At 44.3% G+C, this 24,371-nt stretch carries 23 protein-coding genes and 1 pseudogene; 10 read left to right on the top strand and 14 right to left on the bottom strand.

The features are described from left to right. Nucleotides 1-111 precede the first annotated feature (111 nt). The 6 genes from R8N49_RS01130 to R8N49_RS01105 form a co-directional block, all read right to left on the bottom strand. Entirely contained in the window at nt 112-1,362 is a 1,251-nt protein-coding gene (locus R8N49_RS01130) for a DEAD/DEAH box helicase (protein ID WP_005375545.1), read from the bottom strand. Between the two features lie 461 nt (nt 1,363-1,823). Next, complete coding sequence (locus tag R8N49_RS01125; RefSeq protein WP_005378556.1) at nt 1,824-2,702, bottom strand: alpha/beta hydrolase; 879 nt, start codon at nt 2,700-2,702, stop codon at nt 1,824-1,826. A gap of 31 nt (nt 2,703-2,733) precedes the next feature. Beyond that, nucleotides 2,734-4,677, bottom strand: a complete 1,944-nt coding sequence (locus R8N49_RS01120; protein WP_054576367.1) for a TonB-dependent receptor domain-containing protein — start codon at nt 4,675-4,677, stop codon at nt 2,734-2,736. A gap of 151 nt (nt 4,678-4,828) precedes the next feature. Further along, nucleotides 4,829-5,782: a LysR family transcriptional regulator gene (locus R8N49_RS01115; protein WP_256900902.1), complete on the bottom strand. Its 954-nt coding sequence runs from the start codon at nt 5,780-5,782 to the stop codon at nt 4,829-4,831. A 218-nt stretch (nt 5,783-6,000) separates the two neighbouring features. Further along, nucleotides 6,001-6,246 carry a hypothetical protein gene (locus R8N49_RS01110; protein ID WP_170893315.1) on the bottom strand — a complete coding sequence of 82 codons (246 nt, stop codon included), beginning with the start codon at nt 6,244-6,246 and terminating at the stop codon, nt 6,001-6,003. A 40-nt stretch (nt 6,247-6,286) separates the two neighbouring features. Further along, the gene (locus tag R8N49_RS01105; protein ID WP_005375557.1) at nt 6,287-6,502 is read right to left on the bottom strand and encodes a DUF3820 family protein; all 216 of its coding nucleotides are present in this window, start codon (nt 6,500-6,502) and stop codon (nt 6,287-6,289) included. Nucleotides 6,503-6,645: 143 nt separating this feature from the next. On the opposite strand from R8N49_RS01105, the gene R8N49_RS01100 reads away from it, so the two are divergent. Beyond that, nucleotides 6,646-6,954, top strand: coding sequence for a cysteine-rich CWC family protein (locus tag R8N49_RS01100; RefSeq protein WP_080276966.1), 309 nt, complete (start codon nt 6,646-6,648; stop codon nt 6,952-6,954). A 38-nt stretch (nt 6,955-6,992) separates the two neighbouring features. Here the strand turns inward: R8N49_RS01100 and R8N49_RS01095 are convergent, their stop codons facing one another. Next, on the bottom strand, nt 6,993-7,337 hold the full coding sequence (locus R8N49_RS01095; RefSeq protein WP_005375560.1) for a HopJ type III effector protein: 345 nt from the start codon (nt 7,335-7,337) through the stop codon (nt 6,993-6,995). A 199-nt stretch (nt 7,338-7,536) separates the two neighbouring features. Between R8N49_RS01095 and R8N49_RS01090 the strand changes: the two genes are divergently transcribed. Continuing rightward, a complete protein-coding gene (locus R8N49_RS01090; protein ID WP_170893316.1) occupies nt 7,537-9,306 on the top strand; it encodes a choice-of-anchor I family protein in 1,770 nt (589 codons plus the stop codon). A 70-nt stretch (nt 9,307-9,376) separates the two neighbouring features. Here R8N49_RS01090 and R8N49_RS01085 read toward each other — a convergent pair whose 3' ends face one another. Both R8N49_RS01085 and phhA read right to left on the bottom strand, forming a co-directional pair. Further along, nucleotides 9,377-9,715 carry a 4a-hydroxytetrahydrobiopterin dehydratase gene (locus tag R8N49_RS01085; RefSeq protein WP_005375563.1) on the bottom strand — a complete coding sequence of 113 codons (339 nt, stop codon included), beginning with the start codon at nt 9,713-9,715 and terminating at the stop codon, nt 9,377-9,379. Beyond that, a complete protein-coding gene (phhA, locus tag R8N49_RS01080) occupies nt 9,705-10,499 on the bottom strand; it encodes a phenylalanine 4-monooxygenase (protein ID WP_170893317.1) in 795 nt (264 codons plus the stop codon). The genes R8N49_RS01085 and phhA overlap by 11 nt, the downstream gene beginning before the upstream one ends. 222 nt (nt 10,500-10,721) lie before the next feature. On the opposite strand from phhA, the pseudogene R8N49_RS01075 reads away from it, so the two are divergent. Then, nucleotides 10,722-12,695, top strand: a pseudogene (locus R8N49_RS01075) (acetoacetate--CoA ligase). A 148-nt stretch (nt 12,696-12,843) separates the two neighbouring features. Here R8N49_RS01075 and R8N49_RS01070 read toward each other — a convergent pair. Beyond that, complete coding sequence (locus R8N49_RS01070) at nt 12,844-13,419, bottom strand: class I SAM-dependent DNA methyltransferase (protein WP_017821100.1); 576 nt, start codon at nt 13,417-13,419, stop codon at nt 12,844-12,846. 171 nt (nt 13,420-13,590) lie between these two features. Between R8N49_RS01070 and R8N49_RS01065 the strand changes: the two genes are divergently transcribed. Together R8N49_RS01065 and R8N49_RS01060 are read left to right on the top strand one after the other, a co-directional pair. Next, on the top strand, nt 13,591-14,469 hold the full coding sequence (locus tag R8N49_RS01065) for a LysR family transcriptional regulator (protein WP_005375568.1): 879 nt from the start codon (nt 13,591-13,593) through the stop codon (nt 14,467-14,469). 176 nt (nt 14,470-14,645) lie between these two features. Further along, the gene (locus tag R8N49_RS01060; protein WP_053303754.1) at nt 14,646-15,539 is read left to right on the top strand and encodes a cation diffusion facilitator family transporter; all 894 of its coding nucleotides are present in this window, start codon (nt 14,646-14,648) and stop codon (nt 15,537-15,539) included. Nucleotides 15,540-15,690: 151 nt separating this feature from the next. Here R8N49_RS01060 and yddG read toward each other — a convergent pair whose 3' ends face one another. Further along, complete coding sequence (gene yddG / locus R8N49_RS01055) at nt 15,691-16,593, bottom strand: aromatic amino acid DMT transporter YddG (RefSeq protein ID WP_005389394.1); 903 nt, start codon at nt 16,591-16,593, stop codon at nt 15,691-15,693. A 120-nt stretch (nt 16,594-16,713) separates the two neighbouring features. Here yddG and R8N49_RS01050 point away from each other — a divergent pair, with 120 nt between their 5' ends. The 5 genes from R8N49_RS01050 (at nt 16,714) to R8N49_RS01030 (ending at nt 20,991) form a co-directional block, all read left to right on the top strand. Next, the gene (locus tag R8N49_RS01050) at nt 16,714-16,863 is read left to right on the top strand and encodes a hypothetical protein (protein WP_017634379.1); all 150 of its coding nucleotides are present in this window, start codon (nt 16,714-16,716) and stop codon (nt 16,861-16,863) included. Nucleotides 16,864-16,875: 12 nt separating this feature from the next. Then, nucleotides 16,876-17,526 carry an isoprenoid biosynthesis glyoxalase ElbB gene (gene elbB, locus R8N49_RS01045; protein WP_017634378.1) on the top strand — a complete coding sequence of 217 codons (651 nt, stop codon included), beginning with the start codon at nt 16,876-16,878 and terminating at the stop codon, nt 17,524-17,526. Nucleotides 17,527-17,859: 333 nt separating this feature from the next. Next, on the top strand, nt 17,860-19,008 hold the full coding sequence (gene yiaY, locus R8N49_RS01040) for an L-threonine dehydrogenase (RefSeq protein WP_186585195.1): 1,149 nt from the start codon (nt 17,860-17,862) through the stop codon (nt 19,006-19,008). 149 nt (nt 19,009-19,157) lie between these two features. Then, nucleotides 19,158-20,234 carry a PQQ-dependent sugar dehydrogenase gene (locus R8N49_RS01035; protein ID WP_186585193.1) on the top strand — a complete coding sequence of 359 codons (1,077 nt, stop codon included), beginning with the start codon at nt 19,158-19,160 and terminating at the stop codon, nt 20,232-20,234. A gap of 142 nt (nt 20,235-20,376) precedes the next feature. Beyond that, the gene (locus R8N49_RS01030; RefSeq protein ID WP_186585191.1) at nt 20,377-20,991 is read left to right on the top strand and encodes an HAD family hydrolase; all 615 of its coding nucleotides are present in this window, start codon (nt 20,377-20,379) and stop codon (nt 20,989-20,991) included. Nucleotides 20,992-21,099: 108 nt separating this feature from the next. Here R8N49_RS01030 and R8N49_RS01025 read toward each other — a convergent pair whose 3' ends face one another. From R8N49_RS01025 to R8N49_RS01015, 3 genes are all read right to left on the bottom strand, one after another. Then, complete coding sequence (locus R8N49_RS01025; RefSeq protein WP_005388254.1) at nt 21,100-21,579, bottom strand: Dps family protein; 480 nt, start codon at nt 21,577-21,579, stop codon at nt 21,100-21,102. Nucleotides 21,580-21,878: 299 nt separating this feature from the next. Next, nucleotides 21,879-23,879: a methyl-accepting chemotaxis protein gene (locus R8N49_RS01020; RefSeq protein ID WP_053303759.1), complete on the bottom strand. Its 2,001-nt coding sequence runs from the start codon at nt 23,877-23,879 to the stop codon at nt 21,879-21,881. 121 nt (nt 23,880-24,000) lie between these two features. After that, a complete protein-coding gene (locus R8N49_RS01015; RefSeq protein ID WP_033906832.1) occupies nt 24,001-24,354 on the bottom strand; it encodes a hypothetical protein in 354 nt (117 codons plus the stop codon). Nucleotides 24,355-24,371 lie beyond the last annotated feature (17 nt).

Raw genomic sequence — 24,371 nt, 5'->3', positions numbered from 1 at the left:
GCAGGGCTCTATTGTTCTTTAAAGGAATGGCTAGAAGCGAAGACTCAAGCTAGTGAGCATTCCTTTTCTCTAACAACTCCCGTAAGTAAACTCACATGTAGTTTACGTTTTCTATTGATTACGCTTTTTCTTCTTTTTACCCGTACCTGCCGGCTTCGCTCGCGGCTTCATTGGTAAAAAGTAGGCTTCACTCTGATCGTCTTCCACTTCAAAACCGACTACCTGCTCGCGTTCAAGTTGAAACTTATTTTTCTTTTCTATCACTTTGAAATGGTGGTAGTCGTCGTAATCGATAAGAGATAACCCTAAACCTACTTCACCAGCACGACCACTACGACCGATTCGATGCATATAATCAGCAGGGCTACGCGGAAGATCGAAGTTAATCACCACTGGAAGTTTTTCTATATCAAGGCCGCGTGCTGCGATATCGGTGGCAATAAGAACTTGAATCTCGCCAGACTTAAAACCGTCAAGGACACGAGTACGAGCGCCCTGCCCTTTATCACCATGGAAAACTTCAGCGGTAATACCGCGTTTTGACAACTTTTGAGCTAAATGATTACAGGCATTCTTAGCATTCACAAAAATCAGAGTCTGTCGCCACTGATGCTGTTTGATTAAGTGCGCGAGTACCGCCGTCTTCTCACCTTTATTTACACTAAACACGCGCTGCACCAAAGTGCTGGCTTCTGCGCTCTGCAACTGAACTTCAACAGGGTCGCGGAGCAACTGCTGAGCCAACGTCGTCACTTTATCAGGGAAAGTTGCAGAAAATAACAGCGTCTGTTTCTTCTCTGGGAGTAACGCAAGAATCTTATTCAGTTCTTCGGTAAATCCGAGGCTCAACATACGGTCGGCTTCGTCAAGAACAAGCGTTTTTACTTGGTCCAACTTAATCGCGTTACTGGATACCAGATCAAGTAATCGACCCGGCGTTGCAACAATGATGTCACAGCCACCACGAAGCGCCAGCATTTGTGGGTTCACCGATACACCACCAAATACGGCAACCGTTTTGATCTTATCTCTGAGATGGTATGAGTAAGATTTGACGTTATATGCCACCTGTGATGCCAACTCACGAGTTGGTACTAAAATCAGGTGGGAAACGAAGTTGCCACGGCGATTGTTTGATTCGTCTTGCTGAACAATTTTTTGCAAGATTGGCAGCGAAAAAGCAGCGGTTTTACCAGACCCCGTATTGGCACCACCAATAATATCTTTCCCTTCAAGGATATCAGGAATAGAACGGGATTGAATGGGCGTCGGTTGGCTGTATTCCAACGCTTCTAGTCGCTCGACTAATGTTGGAATCAGGCCAAGATCGGCAAATGTCGCTTGCTGTGTTTTATCTGTCATTACAATGAGTGGCTCAGTGCTAGTAAAGGCCGTGTATCTTATGCTATTTCGCGTCTGGATGTTAGAGATAATGGCCCAAACAGAAGATTGGTGAAAGAAGCACTATAGGGTTCAGGAACTTCCTTTCACTAACATGAGTTAATGGTTTCGATAACCAATACTCTACGACCAAGATGGTAAAGCTCACGACAAGCAAAGTGAAAAGGAGTCAGGCATTCTGACTCCTGTAAAGCAAAATACAGCTTGAGAAAACCCTATAGCTTATAATTGGACAGAAGTACGTTAGAATACATACCCTAAAGTAGTCATAGATTTATTCAACCACTGCCTGAAAATGAGCCAGCCGCTCCCATTAATCAGAATGATAAAATGCCCAATAGAGATACATGAAAAAGCCAACTGTAATCACAGTTGGCTCAGTATTTCCCCTTGAACTTTTAAGCCTTATATTGACTAGAGCGTTAGTTCGGAAAGTGTTTATTTAAGAAGTCCAAAACATGAGTAACGTACTTCTCGGTATCAAAGACAGGTGCACTGTGTCCTACACCTTCTTCAATGAAAAGTTGGTTGGTAACTCCATGCTCATCAAGCTTAGCCTTAAGTATCTCACTTTGAGATAGAGGCACTCGCTTATCCAAGGTGCCGTGTAACTGTATATATGGTGGAGTATTTTCATTCACATAACTCGTCGTTGATGCTTTCTTGGCAAGCTTTGGAATATTGTTTGGAATATCTCCTAAGAAACGAGATACAGACGATTTTTTGCTGGTTTTCTTGCCACCTTTATTACTTAACTCAAGTAAATCGGTAGGGCCAAAAAAGCTCACTACGGCTGAGACCTTGTACTTTGGTGGCTCATAGAAATCTACTTGGTTGTATGCCGAGTTAGTCGCACCAATAAAGCCAGCGAGGTGCCCACCAGCAGAGCGTCCCATTATCACAACATTGTCCGCTTTAATACCGAGCTTTTCAGCATTGCCGTACAAATAGTTCAGTGCATCATTAATGTCTTGTACTGGCTGAGGAAAGATCGCTTCTCCACTTAAGCGATAATCAACTGAAGCTAGCGCATAACCTTCATTCAACACAGACTGAAGTAATAATGGGTTCTTTTCTGGGATGGCGTCTTTGCTTCCACGTTTCCATGCACCACCATGTACCCAAACTAATAACGGGTACTGAGTATTTGATTCAACCGATGGAGTATAAAGATCAAGTTTAATCTCTCTCTCACCTACAGTTTTGAACAAGATATCCTTCTCTACATTGAACTCCCCAGCCAAACAGACAAAGGGCATAAGTAGCAGAGAGGTCATCGCAGACTTAATTTTGGTATTCATTGTTTTGTTATTCGCTTAAAAAGTGAGTAGATTAGAAAGTCGCTTCAGCAGCTAACCAGTAGCGTCGGCCATCTTCAATATAGCCAAACTCTTCCTCTGTGGTTTGAGCATCGAACAAGTTATAAACCGCTGCCATTAACTTCACACTCTTAGTTACACGCCAGTTCACACCGAGATCCACGTAAGTAATAGAAGGTGCCAACGTTCTTGTGCTATCACTAGTGATGTTGTTTTTGTCTTTGCCTTGATAGTTTATTCGGGCCCATGAAGCAACATCATCACGCACTGCCCAATCACCATTAAGTGAGAAGATATGTTCAGGTGCTTGTACGAGAGGTAAGCCATCATCATCGTCATTAGTGTTCTTTTCACTACGAGTATACGAGTAGGTCGCACTTAGTGTAATTGACTCTGTAATACCCTTAGATACGGAACTTTCTGCACCATAGCTGATCGCATCATCAATGTTGACGTAAGTGCGGTCGCAACTTCTGCTATCAGTACAAGTCGGATCGACAAACTCACTTTCGATCTTGTCTTTGAAGTTGCTGTAAAACAAAGTAATGTTTGCAGAAAGGTCTCGCTCATTAACGTAATACAGTCCCATCTCTGTATTGATGGAGGTTTCTGCTGTTAAGTCTGGATTACCGTAAATAGAACAACGTCCTCTACAGCTCTCTTGAACCCACTCTTCGTCCATTTGTGTCAAACTAGGTGCTCGATAACCCGTAGACACACCACCTTTTAGCGTCCAACTAGGGTCAATAGACCAGACCCCGTAAGCTCTTGGGCTAAATTGCCCGTCAAAGATCTCATTGTCGTCGTAACGTAAACCAAGAGTGAGAGCGAATGTATCCGTGAGATACCACTCGTCCTCAGCAAATACTGCCCATTGCTTGTTTTTAGAGGTCAATGATAGTTTATTATCAGTCAGATCCTTTTGCTCGAAAGATGCGCCCAGCGTTAAATAGTGAGCATTAAGAGGCAGACCCCATTGCGTATTAATTTGACTATTCTCTACTTCTTTATCTGCACCGATATTTTTTACTGTTTCATTACTGATAAATGAAGAACTTGTACCCCAAGAGTAGTTTCCGTCGTGGCTAAAACCAATAGATTGGCGTTCATATTCTCGTACTGCAACTTGAGACTCTCGCTCCACTGATTTACCTAGAGTGGTCTCTCGCTCTTGGTTATGATTGGTGAACTCCAGAGTAAAAGTGTCATCCGAGGTAGGTGTGAGGTACAAAGAAGCTCGATAGTTGTCGAGTGTCTTACCTGCATAACCACCTTCAATTTCATCTTCTTTTCTTTCCTGATACAGTCCAGTCAAAGAAGTACTCAACAGACCATCTATGACAGGGCCAGCAAGGTACAGCTGCCCTTGATAGCTATTTCCAGATTTTGAATTTTCTTGAAGCGTCGTTTCTGCACGCAAGCTTCCGTGCCACTCTTGATAATTTTTACGCGTAATAATATTAATCACACCCCCCAAAGCATCAGACCCATAGAGGGTTGACATAGGGCCACGTACAACTTCAATACGTTCAATTGCACTCAACGGGGGAAGCCAGTCTTGTTCAGTAAACGTACTACCATTAGTTTGAGTTTCTCGACCAGACTGCTTCCTGCCATCAACAAGAATGGCCGTATATTGAGCAGGCATACCTCGAATTGAGATATCTTGGCCATCACCACCTCCTGTGACGGTTACCCCAGGTATATCACTTAAAGCATCAGTCAAATCTTTATATGAGCGATTTTCAAGTTGCTCTCGGGTGAGAACACTTATAGTTGCTGGCGCTTCTGTGACATTCTGTTCGTAACCAGAGGCTGTGACCACTACGGTTTCCATTGCTGTTGTATTGATACCAGTCTCAGGTAACTGGTCATTTGCAACAACGACCATAGGTACAGTAATACAAGCAGAAACAACTGATGTAGAAAATAGAGAGTATGTGAAAAGAGGCTTCATATTGAATAGGCTTAAAATGTAATTGCATTTAATAATTATTATCAATTAAACCTGATTATCATAATCACTGACAAGTTAATCACTATCGAGAAAAGAGAATATCACTATCCAATATACGAATAGTTAAACACGAATGACCCGATATAAGCATTTAAGCTAAAGTATCGGTTCCAACATAGAGCTGTTTAAAGATCTCTCGTACCCATTCACACATAGGATCATCGTTAAAGCGTTTGTGCCAATATAGGAAGACTTCTTGAAAGTCCAACTGCAACTCGGCAGGTACTTCTCGAACGATCAAACGAGGGTCTTGACAAGCTGCTTCTGCAAAAGGTGTTGGTAGATGAAATATAATCTCAGTCTCCGCAGCGACACTTGGAGCAGAACTAAAGTTATTCAGTTGAACTGGTGCTGATAAACGCTTTTTTTTGTTCGCTAGCCCTAGCTCTTGGTATTTATGCTCAAACGACAATCGCTTCTCACCCTGCAAAGAGACTTGTCCAAAGTCAAATTCGGCCAAACGCTCTGGAGTTAGCTCTAAATCGGCCAGTGGATGATAGCGGTTCATAAGCAAACGGAAAGTGCGCTTAGCAACAACCATTCGATAGATATTTTGCTCAGAGCTTGGCGGTTGATGAGAGGAAAGTGCGAAATGAACATCTCCAGCCACCAACGCATCAAAATGACGTTTTGGTGCTGAGTCCAAACTGACCTTAAGGTTTGGAGCCTCTTGCCGAATCTTAGCGATAACCTTAGGCATTAAGGTATTAATCTGAGGAAGAAGGCCGTAAACCTTAACGGTGCTTGATACAGTGCTCGGATCAAACGAGTCTCTATGGGCAAGTTTTTCTAAACTGGTAATCACATTATTGATGTCTTGCCTTACTGACTCTGCTTTTGGAGTCAGTTCATAGCCGTATTTCTTGCGCACCAGTAATTCGTCATTAAAGAAAACTCTCATTTTTTGCAGTGCTCGACTTACCGCAGACTGGCTCATATTTAAAGCCATAGCGGTGTTAGATACATGCTTCTCTTCGAGCAAGTGCTTTAAAACAAAGAGCAAATTCAGATCAATTTGAGATAAGTTCACGTCAATACCACCCATCAAGCTTCCAGTAGGTGGTATAGTACATAAATCTCTAGAGTTTGTGGTAAGTGTTTTCGATACTACAAGGCACTATTGAAACACAAGTCTGGTAGCAGGACAGTTTCCGTGCTAACACGAAAAGGGGCAATAAAGAGTCAGCCTAACGGTCTGGCTCTTTTGAATGAAAACACTGGTCTCGTGGGTGAACTTGTAAGGCTGTGGCAGGTTACACTCACTTACTCCTTAGGCAGGTGACCAGTTTCCTTCGCAAGCTTTTGCATCGCCTCGGCAAACGTTGTTGTCCCGCCTTTAGCTTTAACCTGTATTACCTTATATGCCAACTTTTCCAACGCTTGGCGCTCTGCCAAAACAGCTTTGTCATCTTGCTGGCTACCTTGAGCTGGCTGATGAATGTAACATCCCTCTAATTTACCATCTTCGACCAATTGGTGGTGTTTCAGTGCATCGATATCAAAATTCATAATAAGTCTTTTCATCAAGAGTGGGCGTTTCTGTAGCTAATTACATGCGCTTCAAAGGCTTCACGACACTATCTAAGCCTTCAATTTTGAGCGCTAAACATAGCTTGAGCAAATCCCCTAGCTCGCCGCTTGGCCAGCCCTTTTTATCAAACCACAGTAAGTATTCTTCAGGCAGGTCGATTAACACTCGCCCTGCATATTTCCCAAATGGCATTTGCATTCTAGCGAGTTTAATGAGGTTTTCTTTTTCTAACATAAGTGACAGAGAGTTAAGGTAACTCGTGCAAGGGTAACACTGGTTCTCCCTCCTCACCAGCAAATCGCAGTCACGTTTATTTTGGCGGCCTTGACTCGCTTTGTGCTAGAGTACGCGGCATAAAAAATGAGAACGAGAAAGCAATGAAGTCACCTTGTCGAGCAGCATGTAAAAATAACGCCGGAATATGCTCTGGTTGTCACCGGACGATGGATGAAATCATCCAATGGAAAGACAAAACCGATCTCCAACGAGATGCGATTATCGAACAAATCGCAGGAGAAGATTCAACGCACAGTTGTCCTGAGTGCGGGACTCAAGCCCATTGTGATATCGCCGCAGGCAAAGAGACATGCTGGTGCTTTACTATTGAAACCCGTGATTTACCCAAGCCAAGCGCCAACCAGCTGTGTTTGTGCCGAAAATGTCTAGAAAAAAAGCCAGTCGCGTAATACGACTGGCTTACTGATCATCGTTTTCTGACTGGTGTTTATTTAGCGGTTAAAGCGGACGCTTCAAACTTAATGCCTTCCCACCCTGTCACCATAAAATTACGAATATTCTGGTGATCGCTGTTCTCTGGATGCTGCAATACATCTTCACGATAAAAACGGCCAAAGCAGGCTAGCGTCGCTTCTTTGTCTAGGTTGTTTAGCAAACCGAAAGCGAAGATCTTACACGAACCGTTGTTCTCGCCTGCATTGTTTTGTGTCTCACCATTTACAAAAGCGGTTGGCTCAAACGTATAGTTATCTTCGATCACCGCCATCGTTGCTTCAAATTCGACCTGCTCTGGTGACGCTGCCAATAAATCTAAAAACGATTTTAATTCCATTATTCCTCTATCCCTACTTCATCATATTGATGACACATTAGTTTCATAAAAAGCCAATATAAGAGTCATCAATCATACATATATTCAGAGCCTTACCAAATCAAACGTCATTCAGCGCTCTATCATTCCAGTTGCGGAAATGGACAGCAGCATAAAACCCATGCTGATTGACAACCTATCGGATTGATAAGGAGATATCATGATCACCCCTTTAAAGGCAATCGGTGCACTCGCATTGTCATCACTTGCCATCGCGTGTTCATCACAACCCGAAGATACCGTGGCTTCATTCGCTACACAATGCAAACCTACCACTGCACCCGTTACTGGGGAAACGTCAATTCAAGGTTTAACTTTTATCGGAGCATCCGTTGCTGATGCACCATTCGACACATCGGCAGCTGAAATCGTCAGTTATGACGCCTGTACAGATAAGCTCTATGTGGTTAATGCTCAAGCAAAACGTGTCGATGTAATGTCTATGGATGACAACGGCGTACCAACGCAAAGCGCATTCATTGATCTCAACAGCGCTGGCGAAGCAGCGGGCATTGAAATTGGCGCAGCAAACAGTGTCGCTGTATTCAATGGTTTGGTAGCAGTTGCGATTGAAAACAGTAATAAACAAGCGAATGGTATTGTTGGCTTGTACCGCTCCGACGATTTGTCATTAGTCATGACGTTTCCAACAGGCGCATTGCCAGACATGGTTGGCTTCTCGAAAGATGGCCGATACATCGCAACCGCTAATGAAGGAGAACCAAACAGCGATTACAGCATTGACCCTGAAGGTAGTATCACTTTGATCGATCTGAGCCTTGGTGTTGCTCAAGCAGAAGTGTCACAAATTGGCTTTAACGAATTTGATGATTCACGAAAAGCAGAGCTTCCAAAGAATGTGCGTATTTCGGGGGTAAACGCCACCATCGCACAAGATCTAGAGCCGGAATACCTCACTTTTGCAGATAACGGCAAAATCTATGTCGCGCTACAAGAAAATAACGCCATGGCAATCGTCAATCCAGAGAGCAAATCAGTAGAGCGAATTGTTGGCTTGGGTGAGAAGTCTTGGTCGGGCGCTAAACTCGATGCATCCAACAAAGACAAAATCATTGGGAACTTGAAAAGCTACCCACAACTGGTTGGCTTATTTATGCCTGACACCATCGACAGCTACTCAGTGAATGGGAGTACTTACATCGTATCTGCAAATGAAGGCGACGGGCGTGAGTACGGATTCAAAACCACTCAAGAACTGTGCGACAAAGCTGGCTTTATGTGGGATGAAGACGATTACCTCGGTACAGATGAATATACATCTGAGCAAGGAACCTGTTTAAGCCATATTGATGAAGTGCGCGGTAAGAAGCTGAAAGTGGCAGCAGAACACCCATTGGCAGAGGCACTAAAAGACAACAAACAACTCGCGCGTTTAAAAGTGATTAAGCCGGAACAAACGCTTTCTGCACAAGAGAATGTTCAATCATTTGGCGCGCGTTCATTCTCGATTTGGGATGAAAACGGCAAGTTGGTCTTCGATAGTGGTGACGATTTCGCGACTATCGCGCTGCTGAATGAAGGCAAGAACTTCAACAGCACCAACGATAACAATAATAGTGGGGATGACCGAAGTGATGATAAAGGTATTGAGCCAGAGGCGATTGAAGTAGCACAAATTAACGGTCGTCATTACGCGTTTATCGGCTTGGAGCGTCAAGGCGGTATCATGATTTATGACATCACAGACCCGAAACAAGCGCAGTTTATGCATTACGTAAACCGCCGTGATTACAATCAGCCAGTATGTACAGAAGTCGAAGATGGCGAATGCATGAACGACACATACAATCCAAAAGCAGGCGATTTAGGTCCAGAGTCCATTAATTACTTTACCCGTAACGGTGGTCATTTTATCGTCGTTGGCAATGAGGTATCGGGCACGACATCCGTCTTCCGAATCAATCTATAAAGTAATGTAAAAGTCATTTAGAAACAAAACGCCCGACGTAAGCCGGGCGTTTTTTGTATGAGGTAATGTCCTACTCTGCCGATGCTAGCGCGTCACACTTTGATGCGCAGATAAAATCGTTTTTATGCAGACCTTTGATAGAGTGACTCCACCACGTTACGGTGACCTTACCCCATTCCAACAAAATAGAAGGATGGTGGAACTCATCTTCTGCCAGTTCCGCGATTTTGTTACTGAAAGCCCATGCTTGTTTGAAGTTCTTAAATTTATACACCTTTTCTAGTTGAGGTATGTCTTCTCTTTCAATGATCTGCCAATCAGACAATTGCAGCAGCAGAGATTGTTGTTCTTCTTTGCTTAGTGCAATGGCATCGATACTACAAGCTTCGCATTTTTGTTCATTCAACATGAGCAGGTTCCTTTGGTTCAAAAAGTGGAGGAAGCAGTCCAGCTTCAATCGCTAGATCGGCTTGTTTCAATAAATTTAACTGACTGATTTTAAAAAGTTGAGAAAAGTCGTCAATCACGTAGTACTTCGGTTGCATGATGTCGATACGATAAGGCGTTCTCAGCACAGTTTGTAATTCAAATGGGTCGCGAATTGCTGCATCATTCTCTAATGCGTAGAGGGTTTCGCCAGGAGATGAAAGAATACCACCACCGTAAATTTTGGTTTTGTCCCCTTCTTTCACCAAGCCAAACTCTACGGTAAACCAGTAGAGGCGAGCGAGATAGGCTCTTTGTTTTGGGGTAGCGGCTTGCCCTAGTTGACCATAATGCTCGGTAAATGCAGCAAAGTCTGGGTTGGTTAACATCGCGCAATGACCAAATATTTCGTGGAAGAAATCTGGCTCCTGTAAGTAATCGAACTCATCTCTTGTACGCAAGAATGTGGCGACTGGAAAGCGCTTATTACCGAGTAGATTAAAAAATCGGTCGAAATCAATAAGCGCGGGAACGGGCTCCACTTGCCAACCTGTTGTATCCATCAAGACACGATTAATTTCTGGCAACTGAGGAACGCGGTCTTGAGGTAAATCAAGCAGCGTCAAACCGTGTAAATAAGCCTCACAAGCTCTGTTTTGGATCACACCCATTTGTCGTGTTACCAAATCTCGCCAAATGGCGTCTTCTTCACGGCTCCATTCAACCCTGCCTTCCTGGTTTACGGGTTTAGAACGATACTGGGTCATGGCTCATCTCCATTAACAAATCCTTTACATTAAGCCTATCTGTAGTCTTAAGAGCTTCCAATCCCTGCGCGATTTTCTCAGCATTATCCTGATGTAACATATTGTTTACAACCCATCGTAACTGCATGATTTTTATGACACGATATAATATCTGGCTTGTTTGACTTTATCGTGTATTCCTCTCACACTAAAACCTGTTATCACTTTGTTATAGAGGGACCTATGCGCGAGAGCAGCAAAGTATGGCAACCGAGCGACAGTCGTATCGAAGAAGCCAACATTACACAGTTTATTGAACACATTAATCGACAAGGAAATACCCTTGAAAGCTTCGCTGATCTGCATCAATGGTCACTCGATCATGTAGAAAAATTTTGGCAGGAAGTTTGGCTATTCTGCGACGTCATTGGCACTCCGGGAGAGACCATAAAAGAGCGATCATAAAGTCGCTGGCAGCAGCCTGTTGAAAATAGGGATATAAAATGGTTCCCAAACGCGCAAATTAACTACGCCGAAAATTTGCTAACCTACGCGTGTCACCAACCCGATGATCTCGCGATTTGGTTTGAAAATGAACGTGAAGAAAAACAGACCTACACCTGGAAACAATTGTGCGAAGAAGTTTCGAGTGTGCAGCAATGGTTGAAAGAATGTGGAATTAAGCAAGGTGATGTCGTCGCTGGTTATTTACCTCACCTACCTCAAACGGTGATAGCTATGCTAGCAACCACCAGTTTAGGGGCGACCTGGACTTCCACCTCACCTGATTTTGGCGTCGAAAGCGTTTTGGAGCGCTTTGGTCAAGTGAAACCCAAAATCCTGTTTACTTGTGATGGCTATACATTCAATGGCAAAACTTTCGATATGTCTGAGAAAAACCAGCATATTGCGGATCATCTTGATGGTCTTAAACAAGTTTGCCAAATTAGCTACCTTAAACCACACATTTTTGAATGCGATGTCTGCACCCAAGATTGGCAAAACGTCCTGAATCAATACACACCCGAAGCGCTGACTTTTACTCGTGTGAATTTTAACGATCCGCTATTTGTGCTTTATTCTTCAGGCACAACAGGCAAACCGAAATGCATCGTTCATTCCGTCGGCGGAACGGTGCTTAATCACTTGAAAGAGCATCAACTGCATTGCGATATTCAACCGAACGAACGCGTGTTTTATTACACGACCTGCGGTTGGATGATGTGGAACTGGCACGTTTCTTCACTCGCGAGCGGTGCATGTTTGGTGATTTTTGATGGTAGCCCTGTTTACCCCACTCATGATGTGCTCTGGGACCTCGCAGAACGAGCCGAAGTGACGCTGTTTGGAACCTCAGCAAAATACCTAGAGGCGCTGGAAAAAGCATCTTTTTCTCCGCAGAAAAGTGATGCATTTCCAAGTCTGAAAACCATTTGCTCAACGGGCTCTGTTCTGTATCCAGAACAGTTTGATTATGTCTATCAGCACATTAAAGAAGATGTACACCTCGCCTCGATTTCTGGCGGAACAGACATTTGTGGCTGCTTTGTATTAGGCAACCCTATTTCTCCCGTTTATCGGGGAGAGTGCCAATCAGCAGGGTTAGGGGTCGATGTCCGAGTCTTTAACCAACAAGGTAATAGCGTAATGGGAGAGCGCGGCGAGTTGGTTTGTGCCAATTCATTACCCAACTTCCCTGCTGGCTTTTGGAACGACACCGGTGAGAGATATCATCGCGCTTATTGGGATAAATTCGACAATATTTGGCACCACGGCGATGATGTTGAACAGACCAGCGTTGGGGGATACGTGTTTTATGGTCGAAGTGATACCACGTTGAATCCCGGTGGCGTAAGAATCGGCACGGCCGAAATCTATCAGCAAGTGAACTGTATAGACGGTATTCTAGATTCGATCGCAGTAGGAAAAGAAGTCGATCGCAACGAACAAATATGGCTGTTTGTCCAATTAGTCAAAGGGGTAGAGCTCAATGACGAGATGATCGCTTCCATCAAAGCACAGCTAAAGTCTGCATGTTCTCCAAGGCATGTACCTAGTGCAATTTACGCAATAAGCGATATACCTAAGACACGCTCAGGAAAGCTGGTCGAGTTAGCCGTTAAGCAAGTCGTTAACAACCGAAGCGTCGAAAATTTAGGCGCAATAGCCAACCCTGAAGTGCTGGAGGAGATACGCAGGATAGTCGTCTCAAAATAACCTCCGAAGACTAAGTTGTTCGAGTATGTCCTTGCCTGCACCACGACGCTTGTTTAGAGCAAGTGAAGTTACATATATCCTCATCAGATAAGAAAAAAGCGAGCTTGTTAGCTCGCTTTTGTCATTTTTTGTTCTTTATTCAGCGGTATTAGCGACGACCAAGCCCCATTAATACCGACATTGTTTTACCATCAGATGTAATGTCAAAAACGTGTTGCGATTCAACTTCAGTAAAACCCGCTTCTTTCAGTGCACGCTCAGACTTCGCAAGGGTAAAACCGTCTTGTTCACATTCTGCAATCCAATCAAAATGAACAAAATAGCCGCCGTGGTTAAGTAGAGAATGCGAGATCGTTAATGACGCGTCTAAGTCTTCCACAAACGCTAAAACTGATGATGCAACCACCAAGTCGAACTGTCCACGAAAGGCCGGATGCTGAGCGACCAAGCCGCGAGATAATGCATCTACCACAGGTTCTACGTTGACGAGCTCTTTTTTATCGAGTTCCTCAATCATGGCTTCCGATGCGTCTAATGCTACGATGTCTTTAACCATCGGTGACAATCGTTGACTTAACTGCCCTGTTCCGCATCCAAAATCTAGTACTTTAATGCCATCAAGCTGAGTTAGCTGTTGTAACTGCTCAAACACCGACTGCGCAAATTGCTCTGTTGCTGGATTTGATTCCCAGTTTTTTGCTAAGCCGTCCCAATCTTGTGCCATCGTGGCCTCCATGTTCACTTTTTGTAACCCACATAGATTACCGCAAAACCGTTAAAAGACCATAGACTTATCTGGCGGATTCGCGTTTTTTTCGATAATCTTTCATGGCTTTGGGAGCGCATCTGCATAATACCCAAATTATTTGAATTCATTTATTGGTTGTGTCAAATCATGAACTTAACTCAAGTAGAAGCCTTCTGCACCATCGCTGAGTGTGGTTCTGTTTCTGAAGCGGCAAGGCAACTCGACTGCAATCGTACCAAACTCAGTATGTCGATTAAGGCATTAGAGAAAGATCTCGACGTTGAATTGTTTAACCGAACTGGCAACCAGCTCACCCTCTCTGAAGCTGGGAAAGCCATTTACAAAGATTGCGAACACCTACTTATCATCGCACAACGGGTCAGAAAGACCTGCGCTCAAATCTCGGAAGGGTTTAACGCGGAAGTTTGGGTAGCACGTGACGACTCCTTACCTGATGATCTCTGGCAAGAATTATCTCATACATTGAATAACCGCTTTCCTTCAACAACCTTCAACTTAATCTTGGCATCCAGTGGCGACTTAGCCAACTTGGTCAGTACCCACCAAGTAGATTTTGCTTTCGGCGTTGATTATGAGCGAGTAGACGATCCTCGTATCGTATATAACCCATTAGGCAAGATACGTATGATGTCAGTATGCAGTGTAGAACACCGCCTAAGTAAGATGCGCCGTGTCTCAGACGAAGATCTACGTAGTCAGATGCAAGCACTAATGGTGTACCTAAATGAGAAAGACAACCCTGAACTGCAACCTTTCTCGACTCGATATATTGGTTTTTCGAGTTTTGACTACATGCTGAACACCATCTTAGAAGAAGACGCTTGGGGCGTGCTTCCAGAACCATTAATCCGCCATTACCTTCGTCAGCAGAAGCTCGCCGTTATCAAACACACATACGGATTGACGCAAGAAGACTACTGTATGTTTTCACCTAACGGCCATACTGAGCATCCAGCAATGACGTGGTTAGCAGATAAATTGAGCGAGTATTTATTTGACTTCTAAACATTTTATCAGTGAGTGTCAATTTTACTGACACCAAAAAATCACAGTAAGCCATTGTTTTATAGGAATATAAATAAAAACGCAATTTTTTAGATTAGTTACTGGTCACTTTGTGGTTGCCTAAATTACCTTATGAGCGAAGAATAGTAAGGTATTAAAATTCAAAGGCATCTTTTATGTGTGACAGGACAAGCAAAAACGAAAACCGTATTCTAACCATTTCAGCCCTTTTGGCATCTGGGTTCGCTGCTGGTGGTATGGTACTTGGCTTGCTTGTAGGATCAATTGTCATCGTGTTTGACGGTGTTTACTCTTTGGTCAGCTTACTGTTAACTTTATTGTCACTGGCCGCTTCTTACTATATTAACAAGCCTTCAAAATCTGTATTCCCATTTGGAAAAGCGGTCTTAGAACCAATCGTTATTGCGATAAAAGCAGCCGTCATTTTAGTGGTTGTAAGCTTCTCTCTCTACTCTGCGATATCAGCATTGATGTCTGGAGGTCGCGAGGTCGATGCTTCTATTGCGACCTTATTCGGCATCGTGAATGTTATCGGTTGTGGTTACGCTTGGTGGTTTATGGCGAAACGCAGCCGCCGCTTCTCATCAGGCTTGATTGAAGCGGAGAAAAAACAGTGGCAAATGGATACTTTGTTGAGTGTGGCGGTGACCGTAGGATTTATCTCGGCTTGGGCTGTTTCACTAACGCCATTCTCTGAGTATGCGGTATATGCCGACCCCATGATGATGGTTTTAATGGGCTTTTACTTCCTCAAAGTACCGTTCGATATGCTAGTAGGTGCCTTACGTGAACTACTAATGATGGCACCAAGCAAAGAGCTGTGTCAGAGCGTTGGCAAAGATGTTCTTGAGATTGAAAAAGTAACTGAGCATCAATTGAAACTGGCTGGCGTAACGAAGGTGGGCCAAGAGCTACGAGTAAATGTGGACGTACATATTGATGACGACACATTGGAGCTTGATACACTAGAGCACACTCGTAAGCAGCTTATCAAGCGACTGTCGAAGCACAGATTCAAGCTTCAACTACACTTGAACGTCGCTTATTAGAGTGCCACCAAAGAGCCGTTAAAACTCAATAAAAAGCTCCCAATCTCGGGAGCTTTTTTAATTTTTTCGATTTAGTTTCTTCGTATTCGAATACAGCTCGCAAGGGAGATCTGTTCGTTGCTCACTTAAATTCTCTGATCTCGTTGGTAACTTACCCAGCCGCTTCGCGCTTCTCTTTGGTGACTAACCAACACATCAGCGAGCCCACCGTTACCATCACAACGCCCTGCCAAAAGCTATGGCTCAGAGTTACGCCAAGAATAATGGAAGAAAATAAAGCGGAAAAAATGGGTGTGAAGTAAGACAAGGTGGCGAGAAAAACCATATTGCCGCCAACGATCGCGATATTCCATAAACCATAACCACCAGCCATTAAAGCCGCAGAGGCCACTAAGTACCCCATCGCTTCCCAACTGAATGTCATTGGTGGCTCATCCGTAAACGCGTATTTGACCCAAAGCGAAACAGCTGTTGCAATAAAAAACAGGGTAATCGCATTATGTTTAGATTGCTGCCTTTGGGTTAAGTTGCAATAAAAAGCCCATATAACCGCGCCAGCGAAAGCCATAAAATACACCAGAGGGTTACTACTAACATTGGACATGATCTGAGTTATGGATAAGCCATTCTCACCGCTCACAGTCCAAGCAACCCCAACAAACGCCAGCGTAACTGCGGGATAAAGCAACCAGTTTGTTTTTTTATTGCTGCCAAGGACCGCAAATAAAACCGTCAGTGCGGGCCAAAGGTAATTGACAATCGACACCTCAATTGCCTGCGCGCGCGAGTTGGAATATCCCAAAGATAGAGCGAGAAATATTTCATAACAGACGAACATCGCACCACCAAGCGCAAGATACTTGGGAGAAAAGTAAGACAACTTTGGAATACCGACCACGATAAGAAGGAAAACAGAGCTAAGAGAGTACAACATGGCTGCCCCGCCTACAGGACCTAAACTCTCCGTAACCAACCTCGCGATGCCAAGCAGACAACTCCAAGAGAGAATCGCGATACAACCATAAAGTGTGAAACGAAATTGCACTGATTTCATGTGACCTACCACTCACGAATGCCAAAGGAAACGTCAGCTTAACTCAAAAATGATCAGGTTCAACGTACTGTTTTATAAAAATCAGTATAAAAATCATTCTATTAAGCCGTTGGAGTCGATATGAAACATTTTCTGCCCTCTAGTGTTATGCTTACACCCTTTGTTGTGCGCTACTATGATGAAGATGACAACGAGAGTGAAAACGTTAAAACACATTCGGAAACGCATGGTCTAGATAGCGAAGAGCAATCTAAGGAACGTTCAGAGTAAAGGAATCCAAACATGAAAAAAGTCGCAGTCATTTTAAGTGGTTCAGGCGTTTACGACGGTTCTGAGATCCACGAAGCAGTGTTGGCGCTCTACGCCATCGAGAAGGCAGGTGCAACTTGGCACTGCTTTGCACCTAACATTGACCAACTCCACGTCATCAATCACCTAACTGGTGACGAAATGGATGAAACACGTAACGTATTGATCGAATCAGCTCGTATTGCACGCGGAAATATTGACGATGTCGCCAAACTTAACGTCGATGAATACGATGCCCTACTGCTTCCAGGTGGGTTTGGTGCCGCGAAAAACTTAACCGACTTCGCTGTTTCGGGTGCGGAGTGCTCCATTAACACACACGTAGCTCAAGCTTGTCGCGCGTTTGCTAATGCGAAAAAACCAGCTGGCTATCTGTGTATTTCTCCTGTCATTATTCCGATGATTTATGAGCAAGGCGTGAAAGGAACGGTAGGCAACGATGAGGCAGTCTCAATAGCATTTAATCAAATGGGCGGTGAACACACCACGTGCCCTGTCGAAGACATCGTTTTTGATGAAAAACACCTCGTACTTTCAACCCCTGCTTACATGTTGGCAGAGAATATCTCTCAAGCGGCTTCAGGTATCGAAAAGTTAGTATCAAAACTGATTAAAATAGCTTAATTATTAGTAGTTAGCTTATAAAACACTTCCCTATCCCCATTGATAATTAAGTTATTAATGGGGATTTTTTATACTTTAGTCGAATTTAGAGATATATCCGCGTCAGAAGTCAATTTCTGCCAATCGTTTGCGTCCATAGTTTCATATTTGTTCTACTTTATATCAGTGTTGCACTTATACGCAGTGCAACAAGATCACTGTCACAGTTTTTCTCTTGCAAGTACCTCTAAGTGGGTAAACTTGCTTTAGATCAACTTCAATCTGGAAACGAATGTGCGACAGTAAATGGCAAATTAAGAAAGATTATTAAAAATAACGACGGAGCTATCCAATATGACAAGTGCATTTTTTATCCCTACGGTAAACCTAATGGGCGCTGGTTGTTTGAAAGACGCAGCAGACAACATCCAATCTCAAGGCTTTAAAAAAGGTTTGATCGTTACGGATAAGATCCTTAACCAAATCGGTGTAGTCAAACAAGTTCAAGACCTTCTCACTGAGCGCGATGTAGCAACCGTTGTGTTTGATGGCACTCAACCAAATCCAACTATCAGCAACGTTAACGACGGCTTAGCACTTCTTACTGATAACGAATGTGACTTCGTTATCTCTCTAGGCGGCGGTTCACCACACGACTGTGCGAAAGGTATCGCGCTTGTTGCTTCTAACGGCGGCAAAATCGCAGATTACGAAGGCGTAGACCAATCTGCAAAACCAATGATGCCACTTATCGCGATCAACACGACGGCGGGTACTGCATCTGAAATGACGCGTTTCTGCATCATCACTGACGAAGAGCGTCACATCAAGATGGCTATCGTTGATAAGCACACAACACCGCTTATCTCGGTAAACGATCCAGAGCTAATGCTAGCTAAACCTGCTTCGCTAACTGCGGCAACAGGTATGGATGCCCTAACTCACGCGATTGAAGCTTACGTATCTATCGCAGCAACACCAATCACTGATGCGGTAGCAATTAAAGCGATTGAGCTTATCCAGGCTTATCTACGCACAGCAGTGAAAAACGGTGAAGATCTAGAAGCTCGTGAACAAATGGCATACGCGCAGTTCATGGCGGGTATGGCATTCAACAACGCGTCTCTAGGTTACGTACACGCAATGGCACATCAGCTAGGTGGTTTCTATGACCTTCCACACGGTGTTTGTAACGCGATTCTTCTACCTCACGTACAGCGTTACAACGCGCAAGTATGTCCTGAGCGTCTACGTGACGTAGCAAAAGCAATGGGCGTAAACGTAGAAGGCATGTCTGCTGAAGCAGGTGCAGCGGCAGCAATCGACGCTATCGTTACTCTAGCGAAAGATGTGGGTATCCCAGCAGGTATCAAAGAGCTTGGTGCGAAACTGGAAGACATCCCAACACTAGCAGACAACGCACTGAAAGACGCTTGTGGTTTCACTAACCCTAAACAAGCAACTCACGAAGAAATTTCTAAGATCTTCGAAGAAGCGATGTAATCTCGCTAACTAAACAGTTCTCTAGCCTTAATTCAATCCCCGATCTCGTATCGGGGATTTTTTACATTCATATACAAGTGAATCTCTGCCAAACATAGTCTTTTAGTGTTAGCTTTTAAGTATTAACACGATTCATATTGGAAGGAACCATGAGAACGATTGCTGCTGCCCTACTCACTTGTTTATCCTTTTCTGCCAACGCTGCCGAATACCGCGCGAACGAGGTGGCGAATGGATTTCAGATCCCTTGGGGGATCGAGTTTTTAGATAACCAACGCGTTATCGTCAATGAAAAGAACGGTACGGTTTCGTTGCTGGATATCACATCAGGCAAACCTCAAAAGCTGTTTAACGTCCCCAATGTGAACACCAGTGGACAAGCTGGTTTATTGGATGTTGCACTCGCACCGAATGCCGATACGCAAAACCCGCAACTCTTCTTTACCTACAGCAAGCGCACGAGTAAAGGCAATACGGTGGCGTTAGCGACGGCGCAATTGCAAAACAATCAACTTGTGGGTTGGAACGATCTCTTTGTTGCTGATGCCATCACCGACACAGGGCGTCACTACGGCAGTCGACTTTCATTTGTAGACGACAAAGTTTATTTCTCAATCGGTGACCGTGGCGAACGTGATAATGGGCAAGACACTCAAACCCATGCTGGCAGTATTCTGCGCCTTAACCTTGATGGTTCGGTTCCGCAAGACAACCCATTCAAACCTTCCCAAGCTCGTCCTGAGATATGGAGTTACGGGCACCGCAACCCACAAGGTATGTTTTACGACGAAGCAACAAAACAGCTGTGGTCTATTGAACATGGACCACGCGGCGGCGATGAAATTAATCTAATCAAGAAAGGCGCGAACTACGGCTGGGCAAAAGTCTCTCATGGTAAAGAATATTGGGGTCCGTTGGACGTCGGTGAAGCTAAGTCGTTACCGGGAATGGAAGATCCCAAGCTGGTATACGTCCCTTCTATCGCACCCAGTAATATGATTTTGTACCGTGGTGATAAATACCCAGAGTTGGACGGAAAAATCCTCGCCGGTGCCTTGAAGCTGGCGCACATCAACGTGGTTTCTATTGAGAATGGCAAGCTCACCGAATCAAAAAGATTGATGGAGAATCTTGGTGAGCGAGTAAGAGATATAACCATCAGCCCCGATGGTTATATCTACTTTTCTACCGACAGCGGCAAAATCTTTCGTCTTGAGGAAAGGTAATCAAACACTAAAATCGTTAAGACTATTTAATTTGTGACGTACTAGTGATTTATTTTCGTACAATCTAAGCAGAAGAATCTAAACTTAACAATAACCTTTTGTTTTTTAAAACGATAGTTCGGTTAAGTTGTACGAGGTCATTATGATTCCATTCCCTTTACAGCTCGATAAAATTAAAGCCGTGGTGTTTGATTTGGACAACACCTTGGTGAGTTCTGATATGAACTTCGGCGAATTGCGACAACAGCTTGGCTGTCCGCAGAGTGAAGATCTATTGGATTTTGTCGACGCACTTGAGCATCCTCATCATCGAGAGCACGCTCATAACGTGATATTTGATTACGAGATTTCTGATGCTGAGCAGTCTGCTCTAATGATTGGCTGCCATGAATTGCTCGCCCACTTGCATCAAAATGAAATCAAAACCGCTATCGTGACGCGCAACTGCCAAATCGCCACTCAGCGCAAACTAGAGCACAACCAAATCTCAGTAGAACGAGTCATCACTCGTGAATGCTTCCCGCCCAAGCCAGACCCTTTGTCTCTGCAGGTATTGGCGAAAGAGTGGCGTTTGATGCCTGATGAAGTGCTTTATGTCGGCGATTACCTTTACGACTTGCAGGCAGCGTATAACGCGCAGATGCCCTCTTGCCTTGTGCACCATGGGAATCAAGAAACCTTCAATGACTCAGCCTCGTTGGCGCTTAATGAACTCAGCGATTTACTGAGCCATTTCCAATCCTTACCACGCAAATAAAGCGCACACATAAAACACGCAAACAAAAAAAGGGGCACCAGCGTGCCCCTTATGACTTATTCCCGATTGTTTCATGCGTTCCCAAGGATTGCTTGGGTGATGCGCTGCTTAGCCTTGTAGGTAAGCGTTAAGCATCCACATTAATTTTTCTTGCTCACGGATGTAGTCACCCATCAATGCCGCTGTACCTTCGTCATCTGCTTCACCCGCGTTTTGTAGAATCTCACGCTGTTTTAGAAGCAGAACGCTAAAGCCTTGAACCAGACCTTGTACACACTCCTCACCAGAAGTAGCGTTTTGATGTTCTTTAATTTCACTTGCTTCCAAGTAGTTGCTGAATGCGTGCGCTGGCGTGTGACCCAAAGTTAGAATACGCTCTGCAAGCTCATCGATTTTTGTTTGTAGATCAGTGTAGATCTCTTCAAATTTTACGTGCAGTTCGAAGAATTGCGCACCTTTAATGTTCCAGTGGTAACCGCGAGAGTTCATGTACAACACTTGGTAATGCGCTAACAGTTGATTGAGCTGTTGAGCTAGTTGTGCTGATTGTTCGCTGTCTAGACCAATTAGGCTTACTTGTTTGTTCATAATCTTGCTCCTAGAAGGATGATACCAATCGTAGTAACGAACGATTCTCTTACCGGGATTGGTATAAAGTTTAAAAATTCTTTTGCAGTATTTGCTGCCGATGGAGTCATATTACGACTCCGGCTCGGCGAAGAGAATTTGGTTTTAGCTATGATTTAAATAGCCAAATCCAATGAGCAAGCAGACGAATATCGGCGTATCATCCAACAAAAAGCCCCAACCCTTTTTGTGTAAAAAGGATTGGGGCTTTTTTACTATTTGGTTAACGTTCAAAAGTCGATGAAAGATGTAAACCTTATCTACGCCGTTTTGAAAGTTGCCATCTGTTGATTCAGCTCAGTAACTTGCTCTTTTACTTGCAATGATGTCTCTGATGCACGTTGGCTGTTATTCGAAACTTCATCCACTGATTGAGTAATACCGGACATCAATCCAGTGATCGAATTGGTCGCATGAGATTGCTGCTCTGCCGCTGCTGCAAGTTCTGCCATTTGCTCATTCAAGGAACCTATTTGCTCAGTAGTAACAAGCAAACGAGTTACCGCTTTTTCAATGTGCTCAGCGCCCTGCTCCGCAAGTGATTGACTGTGTTCAATCTCCTCTACCACCGAATTGGTCGAGCGTTGAATCGCATTGATGATACCGTTGATTTCTGTCGTCGATTGAGTAGTGCGAGTCGCTAACATACGTACTTCATCCGCCACAACCGCAAAGCCTCGTCCTTGGTCACCCGCACGCGCTGCTTCTATCGCGGCATTCAATGCCAGTAAGTTAGTTTGTTCTGCTAAGCCTTCAATCACCTCTGTGACTCGGCCAATGGCTTCGCTCTCTTTGCTTAACTGCGTCACCTGCGTACTCGCGGTTTCAATGCTGCCGTGCAAACTTTCCATAGTGACTTTGTTTTGCTCTAAAGCATCACGACCTTGTTCAATCTCGCCTTTTGAATCAGAAAGCTTCTGCACTGATTGGTTGGCTTGATCTAGGGTGTTACGCGCGGCTAAAGCGATTTCATCCAATTGGCTTCCCATTTCAACAATGCTGGTCTGTTGCTGTTCTACATTCGATGAAGTGACTTGCGCCGATTCCAACAAAGCCCCCATACTGGTATCCACTTGGTGCGCTTTCTCACTCACCCCTGCCACGATGCTCGCTAACGATTGGTTCATGCGGTTAATCGAATCGGTAAGGTCTGCCAATTCATCTTTCCCAACAACAGTTAACGGAGGCTGAGAAACGTCCCCTGAAGCGATCGTCTTTGCACGCTCCGATAAGTTTTTCACTCGGCGACCAATGGTGTTGCCCATGTATTTTGAAATCGCTACTGCGGCAAACAAAACCAATGCCGCGGCAATCAGCATGGTGGTGAGTACGTTTTTGATCGACTGATTAATGCCCTGTCCACTTTGATCTGCACGACTTTGCTGAGCCAATACGATCGTTTCTAAGCTTTGGTCTAGTGCATCCGCTGCTGGCAACAGTTCATTCGCCATTAACAAGTTTGATTCGTTCCACTCTGGCGATTGACGCAATGCAATTACCTGCTCTGCTAAAGGAAAGTACAGTTGCTGCATTTCTTTAAACAGTGACCACAAAGATTGGTCGTTATCAGTAAGTCTGTCGAGTTTGCTATCGATTTCCGCCACAGATTGATTGTGGTATTTAATCAAGTCGTGGTATTTGTCTAGGTGATCTTGCTGCCCGTATAACAGGAAATCTCGCAGTGCAGACAGTGCATTGGCGAGCGAGGTATAGCTGTCGGCATAAACTTTGAACAGACGTTTTCTGTCTCCACCGAATGGGTTTCCTGACTCTTCGTTGATTAAGCTTTGAAGCTGGTCAAGTGCCACTTCTGCAATGGGTGCCGCTTCGTTAATAAAGAGGTTGTGTGCGGGTAAGTTCTCATCACTGTGGCTAAGTTCAATCAGCTTGTTTAGAGAAACTTTTACCGCGTCCCACTGGCTTTGGATCGCTTGAAAATCCTGTTCAGAGATCAACGCCTGCAACGTTGGAAGCGACTCGTCTGTAGATGCCATGATATTACGCACGTCCTCACTCAGACGTGCGCTCGCCTCTTCATCGCCACCTAGCAACATGTAGGCTCGAATCGAGGACAGCGACGCTTGAACGGACTGTTGGATACCGCGACTGGTGTCGACGGTCGGTAAATCGGATTTAAGTAACGAAGAGGCGTATTGCTCTACGGTAGTGACGTTGCGATACGTGAATACCGCTGATGCCATAAAAAGTACGGCTAGCAGCACAAAACTGAGCTGCAACTTCCCTGATATCGTAAGGTTCATCCATAAACTCCTGACAACGATGAGCCTTAAATATAACGATGTTTACAAAAATGTTAAATACAGGTGTCAAAAGTTACTAAGAAAACCATGTAAACCACTATTTTAAGCCTATAAATAGGGCTTATTCGAAGTATGGTATGCGCTCACTACGTAAAATCAGATAATTAACGTAAGTCGTTTCTAAGCAGTCTTGCTCCCACAACGAAAGAATCCGCTTAGTGGCGAAGTAGTAATCTTTATTACGCAGTAACACGCCCACCGTGCGACTGAGCTGCTCAAAGCGCTGTTGCTCATTAGCAGAGATGTCATTGTCCTCATTTTCAATGATGGGCGCCAATCCATCGGCAAACCAATTGTTCAGAATTTCACGCATCTCAAGTTCTGACTCCGGTACATCGATACTCGACAACTCGCGATGCTGTGGTGGCGGTACTATGTACTTTGACGCTTTTGGTGAACTGACATAACGGTACATGTCGCTCCTCCTTGTAA

This window comes from Vibrio sp. 1978 (assembly GCF_033344345.1).
The sequence above is the reverse complement of the archived record's forward strand: the minus strand, read 5'-3'. Positions and strand labels throughout refer to the sequence as shown.

Coding starts and splice junctions, on each gene's coding strand:
- R8N49_RS01130 (WP_005375545.1), bottom strand. CDS start 1,362: ATGACAGATAAAACACAGCAAGCGACATTTGCCGATCTTGGCCTGATT.
- R8N49_RS01125 (WP_005378556.1), bottom strand. CDS start 2,702: ATGAATACCAAAATTAAGTCTGCGATGACCTCTCTGCTACTTATGCCC.
- R8N49_RS01120 (WP_054576367.1), bottom strand. CDS start 4,677: ATGAAGCCTCTTTTCACATACTCTCTATTTTCTACATCAGTTGTTTCT.
- R8N49_RS01115 (WP_256900902.1), bottom strand. CDS start 5,782: ATGGGTGGTATTGACGTGAACTTATCTCAAATTGATCTGAATTTGCTC.
- R8N49_RS01110 (WP_170893315.1), bottom strand. CDS start 6,246: ATGAATTTTGATATCGATGCACTGAAACACCACCAATTGGTCGAAGAT.
- R8N49_RS01105 (WP_005375557.1), bottom strand. CDS start 6,502: ATGTTAGAAAAAGAAAACCTCATTAAACTCGCTAGAATGCAAATGCCA.
- R8N49_RS01100 (WP_080276966.1), top strand. CDS start 6,646: ATGAAGTCACCTTGTCGAGCAGCATGTAAAAATAACGCCGGAATATGC.
- R8N49_RS01095 (WP_005375560.1), bottom strand. CDS start 7,337: ATGGAATTAAAATCGTTTTTAGATTTATTGGCAGCGTCACCAGAGCAG.
- R8N49_RS01090 (WP_170893316.1), top strand. CDS start 7,537: ATGATCACCCCTTTAAAGGCAATCGGTGCACTCGCATTGTCATCACTT.
- R8N49_RS01085 (WP_005375563.1), bottom strand. CDS start 9,715: ATGTTGAATGAACAAAAATGCGAAGCTTGTAGTATCGATGCCATTGCA.
- phhA (WP_170893317.1), bottom strand. CDS start 10,499: ATGACCCAGTATCGTTCTAAACCCGTAAACCAGGAAGGCAGGGTTGAA.
- R8N49_RS01070 (WP_017821100.1), bottom strand. CDS start 13,419: ATGGCACAAGATTGGGACGGCTTAGCAAAAAACTGGGAATCAAATCCA.
- R8N49_RS01065 (WP_005375568.1), top strand. CDS start 13,591: ATGAACTTAACTCAAGTAGAAGCCTTCTGCACCATCGCTGAGTGTGGT.
- R8N49_RS01060 (WP_053303754.1), top strand. CDS start 14,646: ATGTGTGACAGGACAAGCAAAAACGAAAACCGTATTCTAACCATTTCA.
- yddG (WP_005389394.1), bottom strand. CDS start 16,593: ATGAAATCAGTGCAATTTCGTTTCACACTTTATGGTTGTATCGCGATT.
- R8N49_RS01050 (WP_017634379.1), top strand. CDS start 16,714: ATGAAACATTTTCTGCCCTCTAGTGTTATGCTTACACCCTTTGTTGTG.
- elbB (WP_017634378.1), top strand. CDS start 16,876: ATGAAAAAAGTCGCAGTCATTTTAAGTGGTTCAGGCGTTTACGACGGT.
- yiaY (WP_186585195.1), top strand. CDS start 17,860: ATGACAAGTGCATTTTTTATCCCTACGGTAAACCTAATGGGCGCTGGT.
- R8N49_RS01035 (WP_186585193.1), top strand. CDS start 19,158: ATGAGAACGATTGCTGCTGCCCTACTCACTTGTTTATCCTTTTCTGCC.
- R8N49_RS01030 (WP_186585191.1), top strand. CDS start 20,377: ATGATTCCATTCCCTTTACAGCTCGATAAAATTAAAGCCGTGGTGTTT.
- R8N49_RS01025 (WP_005388254.1), bottom strand. CDS start 21,579: ATGAACAAACAAGTAAGCCTAATTGGTCTAGACAGCGAACAATCAGCA.
- R8N49_RS01020 (WP_053303759.1), bottom strand. CDS start 23,879: ATGAACCTTACGATATCAGGGAAGTTGCAGCTCAGTTTTGTGCTGCTA.
- R8N49_RS01015 (WP_033906832.1), bottom strand. CDS start 24,354: ATGTACCGTTATGTCAGTTCACCAAAAGCGTCAAAGTACATAGTACCG.